This is a genomic window from Pseudomyxococcus flavus (genome assembly GCF_050038885.1).
Lineage (GTDB): Bacteria > Myxococcota > Myxococcia > Myxococcales > Myxococcaceae > Myxococcus > Myxococcus flavus.
The window spans coordinates 2,932,700-2,944,821 of record NZ_CP143624.1; the positions used below are offsets into that span (position 1 = coordinate 2,932,700).

General features: G+C 70.9%; 15 protein-coding genes. 6 read left to right on the plus strand and 9 right to left on the minus strand.

Annotated elements, in window-relative coordinates:
- Positions 1–46: 46 nt before the first annotated feature.
- The 4 genes from VZL07_RS12345 to VZL07_RS12360 form a co-directional block, all read right to left on the minus strand.
- Positions 47–310 carry a TraR/DksA family transcriptional regulator gene (locus tag VZL07_RS12345; RefSeq protein ID WP_426755707.1) on the minus strand — a complete coding sequence of 88 codons (264 nt, stop codon included), beginning with the start codon at positions 308–310 and terminating at the stop codon, positions 47–49.
- A gap of 183 nt (positions 311–493) precedes the next feature.
- Positions 494–1,141, minus strand: coding sequence for an START domain-containing protein (locus VZL07_RS12350; protein ID WP_426755708.1), 648 nt, complete (start codon positions 1,139–1,141; stop codon positions 494–496).
- Positions 1,142–1,299: 158 nt separating this feature from the next.
- Positions 1,300–1,539, minus strand: coding sequence for a hypothetical protein (locus VZL07_RS12355; RefSeq protein WP_426755709.1), 240 nt, complete (start codon positions 1,537–1,539; stop codon positions 1,300–1,302).
- Positions 1,536–2,156 (minus strand): hypothetical protein, encoded by a 621-nt coding sequence (locus tag VZL07_RS12360; protein ID WP_426755710.1) that lies wholly within the window; start codon positions 2,154–2,156, stop codon positions 1,536–1,538. Before VZL07_RS12360 ends, VZL07_RS12355 begins: the two co-directional genes overlap by 4 nt.
- Positions 2,157–2,288: 132 nt before the next feature.
- On the opposite strand from VZL07_RS12360, the gene VZL07_RS12365 reads away from it, so the two are divergent.
- From VZL07_RS12365 to VZL07_RS12380, 4 genes are all read left to right on the plus strand, one after another.
- On the plus strand, positions 2,289–2,840 hold the full coding sequence (locus tag VZL07_RS12365; RefSeq protein WP_426755711.1) for a glutathione peroxidase: 552 nt from the start codon (positions 2,289–2,291) through the stop codon (positions 2,838–2,840).
- Positions 2,841–2,972: 132 nt separating this feature from the next.
- On the plus strand, positions 2,973–4,484 hold the full coding sequence (locus VZL07_RS12370) for an HAD-IG family 5'-nucleotidase (protein WP_426755712.1): 1,512 nt from the start codon (positions 2,973–2,975) through the stop codon (positions 4,482–4,484).
- Between the two features lie 149 nt (positions 4,485–4,633).
- Positions 4,634–5,122 carry a hypothetical protein gene (locus VZL07_RS12375; RefSeq protein ID WP_426755713.1) on the plus strand — a complete coding sequence of 163 codons (489 nt, stop codon included), beginning with the start codon at positions 4,634–4,636 and terminating at the stop codon, positions 5,120–5,122.
- A gap of 250 nt (positions 5,123–5,372) precedes the next feature.
- Entirely contained in the window at positions 5,373–5,672 is a 300-nt protein-coding gene (locus VZL07_RS12380; RefSeq protein WP_426755714.1) for a hypothetical protein, read from the plus strand.
- A 60-nt stretch (positions 5,673–5,732) separates the two neighbouring features.
- Here the strand turns inward: VZL07_RS12380 and VZL07_RS12385 are convergent, their stop codons facing one another.
- Entirely contained in the window at positions 5,733–6,392 is a 660-nt protein-coding gene (locus VZL07_RS12385) for a hypothetical protein (protein WP_426755715.1), read from the minus strand.
- Between the two features lie 163 nt (positions 6,393–6,555).
- On the opposite strand from VZL07_RS12385, the gene VZL07_RS12390 reads away from it, so the two are divergent.
- Positions 6,556–6,957 (plus strand): hypothetical protein, encoded by a 402-nt coding sequence (locus tag VZL07_RS12390; RefSeq protein WP_426755716.1) that lies wholly within the window; start codon positions 6,556–6,558, stop codon positions 6,955–6,957.
- Positions 6,958–7,070: 113 nt separating this feature from the next.
- Here VZL07_RS12390 and VZL07_RS12395 read toward each other — a convergent pair whose 3' ends face one another.
- The 4 genes from VZL07_RS12395 to VZL07_RS12410 all read right to left on the minus strand — a co-directional run bounded on the left by VZL07_RS12395 (position 7,071) and on the right by VZL07_RS12410 (position 9,876).
- On the minus strand, positions 7,071–7,637 hold the full coding sequence (locus tag VZL07_RS12395) for a hypothetical protein (protein WP_426755717.1): 567 nt from the start codon (positions 7,635–7,637) through the stop codon (positions 7,071–7,073).
- Positions 7,638–7,658: 21 nt separating this feature from the next.
- The gene (locus tag VZL07_RS12400; RefSeq protein WP_426755718.1) at positions 7,659–7,997 is read right to left on the minus strand and encodes a hypothetical protein; all 339 of its coding nucleotides are present in this window, start codon (positions 7,995–7,997) and stop codon (positions 7,659–7,661) included.
- Positions 7,998–8,039: 42 nt separating this feature from the next.
- A complete protein-coding gene (locus VZL07_RS12405) occupies positions 8,040–8,936 on the minus strand; it encodes a hypothetical protein (protein WP_426755719.1) in 897 nt (298 codons plus the stop codon).
- Between the two features lie 118 nt (positions 8,937–9,054).
- Positions 9,055–9,876 carry a CheR family methyltransferase gene (locus tag VZL07_RS12410; protein ID WP_426755720.1) on the minus strand — a complete coding sequence of 274 codons (822 nt, stop codon included), beginning with the start codon at positions 9,874–9,876 and terminating at the stop codon, positions 9,055–9,057.
- A 91-nt stretch (positions 9,877–9,967) separates the two neighbouring features.
- Here VZL07_RS12410 and VZL07_RS12415 point away from each other — a divergent pair, with 91 nt between their 5' ends.
- Positions 9,968–12,049 (plus strand): M3 family metallopeptidase, encoded by a 2,082-nt coding sequence (locus tag VZL07_RS12415; protein ID WP_426755721.1) that lies wholly within the window; start codon positions 9,968–9,970, stop codon positions 12,047–12,049.
- Positions 12,050–12,122: the final 73 nt, after the last annotated feature.

The window sequence follows — 12,122 nt, forward strand, 5'->3', positions numbered from 1 at the left end:
GCGAACAGGCGACGCTGCCCGCCCGACCGGCCGGGGAGCAGGCCCCTCAGCGCTCCAGGGCCGCGCACGTCAGACAGTGACGCGCCTCCGGGATGGCCCTCAGCCGGTGCCGCCCAATGGCGCCGCCGCAGCGCGCGCACCGGCCGAACTCCCCTTGGGCGATGCGCGCGAGCGCGTCCTCGATGTCCCGCAGCTCCTGCTGCTCCGCCTCGGTGAAGGCCAGGCGGCCCGCTTCCGATGACGCACGGGCGCGCAGCCGGTGGCTGCGTTGCCGCAACGCTTCCTGGGCCTCCCGAGCCAGCAGCTCCATGTTCGCCTCCCACGGCGGCCACCCCGGCCACGTCCTGCCGCGGGCATCCTGGAGATACGTGCTCCAGTGGAAGGTGACGCTTTTCAGGAAGCGTGCCTCGCGCTCCGGAGCGCTACAGCCCTGAAGGCGCGCAAGCCTTGCGCCCCCTGGCCAGCGCCCTGCATCCGTTGCAGCGCGCGTGTGTCACTTCGCCTGCGCCCGCGTCTGGGCATGCTGCCGGGCGCGCTTCTCCACGGCGCGGAACGTGTCCTCCACCGCGTCCTTCTGGCCCATGCGCGCCAGGAAGCCTGGAATGGAGCCACCCGGGTCCACGGTGAAGCGGTACACCGCATGCGACTTTCCCTCGCCGCGAGGCTCCACGCGCCAGCTTCCTTCATTGAGCTTGATGCGCACCGTCCCCCGCCGCTGGGGAATGGCCTCCGGCTCCGCGTGCCACCGCTGCGCGAACACGCCCGAGCCGTCCTCCGCCAGCTTGGACTCCAGCACCACGTTGCTGATGTAGTCGCGCGCGGACACCACCGGCAGGTCGAGCTTCGTGTATGTGAGCTGCCCCTCGTCCGGCAGGTCCTTCAGGATGCGCGACTCCTTCACGTACGGCATCCAGTGCCGGTAGGCGTCCACGTCCCGCAGCACGGCCTGCACGTCCGCGGCGCTCGCGGACAGCTCGCCCTCCGCCCACACGTCCTTGGCGTCGGTGCCTGGACGGGGACGGACCTTCACGACGTAGGGCTTCTCCGCCACCGTCTTCCACGCCTCGTCCGCGCGGGCCGAAGCAGCGGTCAACCCCAGCACACACGCGGCCATGGCCGCTCCACTCCCAAACATCTTCATGCACGCTTCCTTGCTGGCGCTGGCGCCGGATGTGACGTCACGTCCGCATCCGACACCCGAGCGCCCCGGCGCATTCGCGAAGGCCCTCCGGTCCGAAGGAGGCGCCGCCCCCGAGCCCCTACCGGGCGGCCCGGAGCGGCAATCCCACGCTCGCACGGCTACGGCACGCGCACCGCCCGCCCCCCGAACGCGGGGCTGGCCATGACGTCCATGGCCAGCCGGTCCGCGTAGGGGCGGCCCAGCCGGGCGTAGGCCTCGGCCTCCTGCGGGGTGAGGAACACCCGCACCGTGAACTGGGCGATGCCCCCCACCACCACGTCGAGGAACAACGTCCCATCCCCCGCGCGCACGAGCCGGTACATCAGCGGGCTCTGGATGAGGACCTGCTCCTCGCTCACGGAATCTCCGTCACCACCGCCTGGGAGACGGGCGCGTTGATGACCATCAGCTCGGGCACGCCACCGGAGGTGTAGCCGCCGAACTTGAAGCAGTCCGTGTCCTGCTCGCTGGTGCACTTCCAGACGCCCGGGTCGCTGTCCACGGGCAGGCGCACGCAGACGCCAGAGGCCGCCAGGTCGAGCGTCATCATCCGCAGCGGGCCCTCGAAGTTCTTCGCCGGCAGCCCCAGCGCCTGGCCAATCACCGCCGGGTCATGCACGCCGTTCACCATCGACTTCTCGACGGCGGCCTGGATTTTCTCCGACGGCGCCGCGAACAGGTAACAGCCCGTGTCATTGCAGCGGCCAAAGTTCTGCGCGTTCGGCGTCACCACGAAGTTCTGGTACGCGGCGTCCGTCATCAGCCACGACACCTTCTTGCTGGGGAAGTTCTGCGCCAGGTGCTTCTCCACGCTCCACGGGCTGGCGCGCTCGTCGGCCTCGCGGGAGATGTTGGCCTGGTACGCGTCACACGCCTGCGGCTGCGTCGGGGTGGGGGCAACAGGACCGCTTCCCGCGTGCTTGCAGCCGGACAGCAGGAAGACACCAAGGAGCAGGCTCCGAATCGTCCACGTCATGGGCGGACCTCCAAGTGAGGAAGGTTGGAAAGAGGAGGCGGAACCTACCTCCTGTCTGCCCACGGATAGTCGTATTTTCTGGAATTTATACTCTCTGGCGTCAGGCTCCCGATGAATGGTTATAGGAGCGGCATGAGCCAGAACCTCTACGACATCCCCCTGAAGTCCATTGACGGTGCCCCGCAGACGCTCGGCCAGTTCAAGGGCAAGGTCCTGCTGGTGGTCAACGTGGCCTCCAAGTGCGGCCTGACGCCGCAGTACGAAGGCCTGGAGAAGCTCTACGAGCGCAAGCGCGCCGAGGGCCTCGAGGTGCTGGGCTTCCCCGCCAACAATTTCATGGGCCAGGAGCCGGGCACCGAGGCGGAAATCAAGGAGTTCTGCACGCTGACCTACGACGTGAAGTTCCCGCTCTTCTCCAAGATTTCGGTGGTGGGCGCGGACAAGCACCCGCTCTACCACGCGCTGACGGGCGCCATCCCGGACGCCATTGGCGAGGGGCCCATGCGCTCGCGGCTCCAGGGCTACGGCATCACCCCCAACCCCGTGCCGGAGGTGCAGTGGAACTTCGAGAAGTTCCTCATCGGGCGTGACGGGCGCGTCGCGGCCCGCTTCGCCCCGGACGTCGCCGCGGACGACCCGCGCCTGCTGGGCGCCATCGACGCCGAGCTCGCGAAGCAGGCCTGACCCGGCGCGGGGCCGCGGAGGCCCCGGGTGACGCGGCGGTGTCTCCAGGGCCGCCGCGTTTCTGCCCTCCAGCGGACGGGCGCTGACGAAAGCATCGACTTTTGGCGCGCACCGGGGCAAGCCAGGGGGGCCATGAGCCCGTTCATTCCTGGTCCACCGCCCGAGCGCGGCCTGTTCTGCAACCGCACCCTCAACCTGCGCGCCATCAAGGCCGTGGGTTACGACATGGATTACACGCTCATCCACTACCACGTGGAGGCGTGGGAGCGCCGCGCGTACGAGCACATCCGCGACCGGCTCGTGGAGCAGGGCTGGCCCGTGGCGGACCTCTCGTTCGACCCCGAGCTGTCGATGCGCGGCCTCATCATCGACACGGAGAAGGGCAACCTCCTCAAGGCCAACCGCTTCGGCTTCGTGAAGAAGGCGCTGCACGGCACGCAGGCCATGAGCTTCGAGGCCCAGCGTGACGAGTACGCGCGCACCATCATCGACTTGCACGAGCGCCGCTGGGTGTTCCTCAACACGCTCTTCTCGCTGTCGGAGGCGTGCATCTACGCGCAGCTCGTGGACCGGCTGGACGCCGGCCAGCTCCCGGGGCCCATGGGCTACTCGGACCTCTACGAGCACGTGCGCAAGAACCTGGACGCCACGCACATGCAGGGGAAGCTGAAGGCGGAAATCATCGCCGACCCGGAGCGCTACGTCATCGACGACCCGGAGACGCCGCTGGCCCTGCTGGACCAGCGCAACGCCGGCAAGAAGCTGCTGCTCATCACCAACAGCGAGTGGGCCTACACCGAGCCCATGATGCACTTCGCCTTCGACCGGCACCTGCCGGCGGGCATGACGTGGCGGCAGCTCTTCGACGTGGTGATTGTCTCCGCGCGCAAGCCGGAGTTCTTCACCACGCGCTCGTCGCTCTTCGAGGTGGTGGAGACGGGCGGCGAGGCCCTGCTGCGCCCGCACACGGGGCCCTTCAAGCCCGGCACGCCGTACTTCGGCGGCAGCGCGGTGGAACTGGAGCGCCACCTGGGCATGAGCGGCGACCAGATTCTCTACGTGGGCGACCACATGTTCGGCGACGTGCACGTGACGAAGAACGTGCTGCGCTGGCGCACCGCGCTCATCCTGCGCGAGCTGGAGGACGAGGTGCGCGCCATCGCCTCCTTCCGCGCCACGGAGACCCGGCTGGCCGAGCGCATGGTGGTGAAGGAGCGGCTGGAGGCGGAGAGCTGCCAGATTCGCCTGGAGCTCCAGCGGCGGCGCTTCCAGTACGGCCCGCGCGCGGAGACGCCGTCGGAGCCGGAGCTGGTGGCCCGGCTGGCGGCGCTGCGCACCGAGCTGGAGACGCTGGACGCGGAGCTGGGTCCGCTGGCGCGCGCGGCCACCGAGCTGTCCAACCCCATCTGGGGCCTGCTGACGCGCGCGGGCAACGACAAGAGCCACCTGGCCCGGCAGGTGGAGCGCTACGCGGACATCTACACGTCGCGGGTGTCCAACTTCCTGTTCGCCACGCCCTTCGTCTACCTGCGCAGCCCGCGCGGCAGCCTCCCGCACGACCCGAGCCTGCCGGGCGGCACGCCCGTCTTCGGCACCAGCGAGTCGGGCAGCGGCGGCGCGTCCGCCACGGACGGCGGGGAGTAGCCGGGCAGGCAGGCGGCCGGCGCCACGGCCGTCCCCGTGGCGCCAGCGTTCCTACCGACAGGGGAGGATGTGTAGAGCCTCGGATTTACTGAACTTTCAATCAGTATCCCTCCGAGGGGAGGACCGGCGGGCATCCCCCTCCACAGGGCATGTCAGACCGCCTCGGTATGAGTGGACCTGTGAGCCACTCGACCTCGAACAGCTCTTCGACGCGCATCCTCGAGCAGCGCAACCTGCTTGGGGGCATGGACCTGGTACCGGTGCTGAGCGGCAAGGGCCGCAAGCGCGCGCGGAAGTTCCATGTCGCCGTGGAGCGGCGGGTGGGGTTCGCCGCGGCGCTGGCGCTGGTGGTGGAGCACGGCCGGCAGAAGGCGAAGGAGACGGGGGTCACCTTCCTGAGCACCTGCCCTCGCTGTGGCCACCGAGGCCCCACCGCGCAGGACTTCGGCTACCGCGTCATGCGCGGGGAGCGCCGGCCCCAGTCCTGGTGCCGCGGCTGCCGCGGCCTGCACCTGGAGCCCTCCACGACGGCGCGGACGACGACCACCGCTCCGCGTGGCGCGGATGGCTGGCTCTTCCCGCCGGAGAGCACCACCAGCACCCGCCCGCCCCGGCGCGGCAACGGGTCGTCGACGTAGTCGCAGCGCCTGAAGCGAGCTCCCGGCCATTGCTGCCACGCACTGGCACGGAAGCGATTGTCCGAGCTGGCTGCGCGACACGAAGCTTTGCCGTTCCGCGCCAGAAGCCCGCCCATCGCCCCGCCTGGCATCGACAGGCATCGAGCGCCTCCCGCACTTGGCAGGCAGGGGGGCAATGACCTCCGCCGTCCCCAGGAGGGGGATGGAAAAGCCGGGGCGCCGTCCTTACCTCACCACCGAGGGAGGCAACATGGCCGTTCGGACGAAAGTGGCAGGCATCAAGAAAAGGCGGCAGGTCGACGCGCACGGAGCCCAGCCGAGCGTACAGGCCAGCAAGGGACGCAAGACGCTCCCCCGGGATGACGCGGCCGCGCTGCGGCGGAAGAAGACGCTGGAGCGCGCGACGCTGGGCCCCGCCGCGGAGATACATGAGCCCAAGAGCCACCGGCGGCGGGCCACCACGCTCAAGGGCCGCAAGAAGGCCCCCAGCGAGATGGGCGTGAAGCACGTGGGCGGGCCGAAGAAGCGCCTGCCCATCCATGGCGGCTGATACCCCCGCCACACGACACGGCCCCTTCCCGGTGACCTCCTGGAAGGGGCCGTGCCCGTTTCAGGGCCCGGGTGGCCACAGCGCGTTGGCGTCGGGGTCCTCCGGCACGTAGACGGCCCACACGCGCTCCCCTGGATGCCGCTGCAGGTCCGAGACGTGCGGCGACGGCTGGCTGCCCTCGATGCGCCGGCCATGCACCGTGAAGCCATAGTCGAGCTGCACCCGCCGCCCCGCCTCCAGCCCTGGCACGACGTGACGCTCCACCCGCGTGATTTCAGCCGCGGCGGGCAGGCCCCAGATGAGGGCCCGCAGCCGGCGCTTCTGCTCGCGGCGAACGGCCACGGGCCAGCCGGCGCGCCGGAACAGCAGCCCCATGCCCATGAAGATGAGGGCCTGCAGGAGCATGGGCCGCACGAACACCAGCGCCACCGGCAGCACCAACGCCCCGGAATAGAGGAAGAACGTCCCCCAGGCGTGATGCGTGTGGCGCAACGGGCGCAGGACGGCCGAGCGCTGTGCCCGGGTGAGCCGACGCGGCGGCAACGGCGGCGGTGGCCCTCGCGACGCTTCCAGGGTGGCCTCCAGGCCCGCACCACACTTCGCGCAGCGCGCCTCGGCGAGCACGGGGACGGCATGCCCGCATCCAGGGCAGACGATGCGGAGCTCGCCCGGGTCCGCGAGGGAGTACGGCTCGGCCTGAGGCGTCCGGAGGCGGCGCACGGTGACGCCATGGGAGCACCGGGACACACGCGGATGCAACCTGCCCCCGGGCGCCGCGACGGGCAGGCCGCCTCGCGCCGGACATGGGCACCGGGGCCCGTCCGCTCCATTGCTCCCTGGCATCCGGCACCCTGCATCCCTACCTGTGTCGCTGGGAGGATGCATGCCAGAGAAGAGTCAGACGGAGCGCGTGAAGCGCGCGAAGCGGCGGGGAATCCCGTTGGAGCTGAAGCCCACGGACGCGCACCTCGCCGGTGCGGACAGCACGCACAAGGCAAAGAAGAGCGGCCGCCGGGCGATTGGCAAACGGACCTTCGAGGACCGCAACGTCAGTCCCCGCCACACGCCGGGAACGGGCCTCACGGCGAAGAGCCGCAAGCTGCCCGAACCGGAGCCAGGCCAGAGCAGCAGCTCGCGGCGGAAGACGCTGCCCACGGTGGCCGCCGCGGCCTACCGCAAGGAGGGCCGGCCCAAGAAGACGACGGGACGTGGAGACACCTCGCCGCTCGAGGCAGGCAAGGCCTACAAGCGCAAGGGCGCGCGAAAGACGAGCATCCGCGCCTGACGTCTCCGCCGGGTGGCGCGCCTCCAGGCGTGCCCACGAGGGCCCCAAGCGCCGCCGTCGCTACGCGGCGTCGGGCCCGCTGGGAGCGCGGCGCACCCCTACGCGCCCCGCGCTCACTCCGTGAGCTCGAGGCCATTCACCTCGGCCACCAGCTTGCGAATCTCATCGTGGAGCTCGCGCAGCTGCCCCAGGTTGCGCTGGAGCATCAGGTCGAGCTGCTCACCCCGCTGGAGGTCCCCCCGGGCCAGCGCGTCCTCGCGCTCGCGCGCCAGCCGCACCACGTCGCGCTCCACCAGGGCCGCCAGGCGCGAGGTCTTCTCCAGCTCCCACTGGGTCGTCTGGGGCAGCTCGGGCTCCAATTCATCGTTGTACTGCAGGGGAGGATGGGACAGCTCCGGCTCCGGCGGCATGGGCTCGGGCTCCATCCGCGCCACCGTGACGGTGGGCCCATCATGCCGAGGCTCCGGAGCCCTCACCTCCGGCGCGGCCGTGCTCACCGGGACCACCTGCGGCGGAGGCGCGGGGGGCGGCGGTGGTGGCGACATGGGCTCGGGCTCGGACGCGGCGAACATCGCGGCCGGGGGCGCCGGTGGCGCGGGCTCCGGCCAGAGCGCCACGGCGCCCAGCGCCACGGCGAGCACGCCGGCGCCGGTCAGCATCAGACGGTAACGAATCCGCATGGTCCCCTCCCGCCCCCGTGCTCAGAAGCGCAGCCGCCAGGTCCCTTCCTGGTACTCCACCCGTAGCAACCACGGTGCCGGGCGCTCCCGCCCGCCATGGGCCACGCGGGCCCGCACGATGACCGCCTCCGCGTCGCGCCCATCCACCGCCGACCCGACAATCGCCACCAACACGAGGCCATGGGCCCGCAGCTCCCGCACGGTCTCCACACAGGGTCTCGCGCTTCCGCCCGTGGCCAGCAGGGGCGCCAGCACCTGGCAGTCCCCGGCGGGCAGCACCGAGAAGAAGTGGCGCACCGCCGCCTCCGCGGCCTGTGTCTTCGACGCCGCGGGCGTGCACCCGAGCGCGGTCAGCAGCAACCACCCCGCCCGCCTCGTCCGTGTGGCCTTGCGTGGCATGGCTCAGTAGCAGTTGGGAGCGAACAGCTCGTCATCGATGGCGGCGGTGAACTGGTCATTGCACCAGCCGCTCACCAGGATGTGTCCGTTGCGCACGCAGCTGTCGTGGTTGGTGGCGTCCCGAGTGTACTGGGTGTCGCCTCCGCACTCGCTTCCGCAGCGGCCGAAGCAGTTGCCCACCACCTTCGGACGGTGCCAGTGATTGGGCGAGCCACACAGCCAGGTACCACCGGCCAGGAAGTACTCGTCGCCGTTGCACGAATAGTGGTCGCCGAGCTGCGCCAGCTGCTGGTTGCCGGGCCAGTCGAAGCCGCCCCGGTCGCAGTCGTGCGCCGCGTACGCGTACCAGTTGTAGATGCCTCCGCAGCTGCCCGTGTTGCGGCCGTTGCACCGCGCATAGCTGCACAAGAGCGTGTAGCCGCGTCCCTTCTCCCCCATCACCTTGCGCCGGAGCGCGACGCTGTCCGGGTACTGGGACCACACGCTCACCGCGCGGCGCAGGTACATGGCCTCCGGGGCCGCGGCATCACCGGGCGGCAGCTCCGCGTTGAGCGCGCGGTAGAGCGCGGTGAGCAGCGCGCGGTCCGGCTCGCCCATCTGCGCGTCCGCGGCGTTCGCTTCGGCGAAGCCGTCGAGCATGGAGACGCCCTGGACCGGCTCCAGCAACGCGGTGAGGACCAGGCCTCGCAGCCGGACCTCCACCCGGTACACGCCGGACTCCACCTGGCTCGAGGAGAACGTCACCGACGCTCCCTGGTGGACGAAGGTCCCCCGGGTGCCCTCCCGCGCGGAGGACAGCGCGAGCCCCTCCTGCTTCAGCTGTGGCACGTCGACCTTGCCGGGAGCGCCTCCGCAGGACCACGCCAGCAACGCCACGAACCACCACCCTCTCGTGCGCATCGTCGAGCTCCCTCCGGCCAGGAAAAGGCCGGAGGCACCCTTCCCGTTCGGGGCGGGGCACGGACCGGCGACGCGGAATGCTCGCACCCACCGGCAACGCCGATAGAGGCCGCGAGTCTCAGGCCTCTGTCCGGAGGAAGACGGGCAGCGGGCCCGCCGCGCGCGTCAGCCCGAAGTCGCCCTCGGGAAGGGACTCGTGGCCGCCAATCACCAGCAGGCCTCCGGGCACCAGCCGCGTCACCATGCGTGAGAGCACCTCGCGCTGGAGCGGCGGCGCGAAGTAGGTGAAGGCGACGTTGCGGCACAGCACCAGGTGGAAGGGCCCTTCCGGCATCTGTGAGCGCAGGTCCTGCTGGAGGAAGTCGATGCCGCGCCGGTACTCCGGCGCGAGGCAGGGCTCCTCGCCGGGCCCCGGGAAGGCTTGCGCCGCCCACGCTGGCGGCAGCTCGCGCAGGGAGCCTCGGGGGTAGCAGCCGCGATGCGCGCGTGCGAGCAGGGCCGCGTCGGCGTCGGTGGCCACCAGCGACAGGTCCGCGCCGGGGAAGCGCGGCCGGAGCCCCAGCTGGAACAGCACCGCCAGGGTGTACGGCTCCTCACCGGAGGCGCAGCCGGCGCTCCAGGCGCGCAGCGTGGATGCGCCCTGGGCGCGGAGGGCCTCCAGGCGCGCGGGAAGCAGCTCGTGGCGGAGGACCTCGAAGACGCGCGCGTCGCGGTAGAAGCGGGAGATGGTGACGCGGCAGAGCGCGTCGAGCACGTCCCACTCCGCTGGCTCGGCCGCCAGGCGGGCGCGGTAGGCCGCGGCGTCTGGCAGGCCCAGCGCCTTCAGCCTGCGGCCGATGCGCTTGCAGACCTGCCCCCGGACGCGCCGGAAGCCCTCCCAGCGAAGGCGCAGGCGGGGCGCGGCCCATTGCAGCAACTCCACGCATTCACGGTCCGTCATCGGCTGGGGCCTCCCCATCGATGTCCGCATGGACGACAGCGCCGGGCAAGGGCAAGCCCCATGCGCCGAGCGGAAGCGGGCGGGATGTGGCATGACGCTCCGACGTTGTGTCGAACCCCGGAGGAATCCACCCTTGAAGAGACTGAGCGCCCTCACCCTCTCCGCGGCCCTGGTGTCGGTCGGCTGCACGCACACCCCCGCGGCCCCCGACCCCGCCGCACAGCAGGCTCCCCGGCCCGTGCCTCCGCCCGAAGGCGCCAGCGTGCTGGCCGGCTCGCTCGCGGACTTCACCGCCGCGTGTGACGCGGACCTCGAGCGCACCCGCCTCCAGGTCGCCGCCATCAAGGCGCTGGACGCGCGCAAGGACGGCCGGGCCGTGCTCGCCGCGTATGACGAGGCGCTGGGCTCGCTGCTGGCCGCGGCCAACCGGTCCAGCCTCGCGCGCGAGGTGCACCCGGACGCGGCCTTCCGCGACGCGGCGCGGGCGTGCGAGCAGCGCGTGGACGCCGCCAACGTGGAGCTGTCCCAGGACCGCGGCGTCTACGACGCCCTGGCCGCGGTGGACCTGTCCGGCATGGACGGAGCGACGCGGTACTGGATGGAGCGCGCGCTGCTCGACTTCCGCCGCGCCGGCGTGGACCGGGACGACGCCACCCGCGCGAAGGTGAAGGCGCTCAACGAGCAGCTGCTCAAGCTGGGGCAGCAGTTCAGCAAGAACATCGCCGAGGACGTGCGCAAGGTGACCTTCACGCCCGCGGAGCTGGACGGCCTGCCGGAGGACTACCGCCAGGCGCACCCGCCGGGCGAGGACGGCCTGGTGGTCATCACCACCAACTACCCGGACTACTTCCCCTTCATGACGTACGCGAAGAACGCGCAGGCGCGCGAGAAGCTCTGGCGCACCTACCGCCAGCGCGCGTACCCGGCCAACCAGGACGTGCTGGCGCAGCTCATCGCGAAGCGCCACGAGCTGGCCACGCTGCTGGGCTACCCGAGCTGGGCCGCGTACACCACCGAGACGAAGATGACGCGCACGCAGCAGGCGGCGGCGGACTTCATCGACCGGCTGGCCGTGGCCACCGAGGCCCGCGCGAAGCAGGAGTACGCGCAGCTCCTGGCGCGCAAGCAGCAGGACGTGAAGGGCGCCAAGGTGCTGGAGCCCTGGGACCAGGACTTCTACGAGGACCGGCTGCGCGCCGAGCGCTTCAGCTTCGATTCGCAGGCGGTGCGGCCCTACTTCGAGTACGGCCGGGTGAAGGCGGGGGTGATGGACATCACCTCGCGCATCTGGGGCATCACCTACAAGCCGGTGAAGGACGCGAAGGTGTGGCAGCAGGAGGTGGAGACCTACGACGTGTTCGACGGCGACACGCTGCTGGGCCGCATCTACCTGGACATGCACCCGCGTGACGACAAGTACAAGCACGCGGCGCAGTTCGACCTCGTCGCGGGCCAGGCCGGCAAGCGCTACCCGGAGGCCGCGCTGGTGTGCAACTTCGCGCGCCCGGGCGAGCTGATGACGCACGACGAGGTGGAGACCTTCTTCCACGAGTTCGGCCACCTGCTGCACGCCATCTTCGGTGGCCACCTGAAGTGGGCGGGCATCGCGGGCACGCGCGTGGAGTGGGACTTCGTGGAGACGCCGTCCATGCTGCTCCAGCAGTGGGCGGGCAACCCGGAGGTGCTGAGGGAGTTCGCGAAGCACCACCAGACGAACGAGCCCATCTCCGCGGAGCTGGTGGAGAAGCTCCGCGCGTCGAAGGAGTTCGGCCAGGGCCTGTGGGCGCGGCGCCAGCTCTTCCTGTCCGCGGTGAGCCTGGACTACTACTCGCGCGAGCCGGGCTTCGACACCACGCAGGCCCTGGTGGCCTTGCAGGAGAAGCTCAGCCCCTTCAAGCACGAGCACCGGGACGGCACGCACTTCGAGGTCGCCTTCGGGCACCTGGATGGCTACTCGGCCGCTTACTACACGTACCTCTGGTCGTCGGTCATCGCGAAGGACCTGGAGACCGAGTTCCAGAAGAAGGGCTTCCTCGACCGGGAGACGGCGATGAAGTACCGCCGCACCGTGCTGGAGCCCGGCGGCTCCAAGCCCGCGGCCGAGCTGGTGAAGGACTTCCTGGGGCGTGAGTACGGCTTCGACGCGTACCGCGCCTACCTCGACGCGAAGTAGCCCGAGCGCCGGGCAGGAGCCTCTTTCCTCGGATGCTCCTGCCAGCGCCCCGCGCACGCGCGCAGGCCGCTCC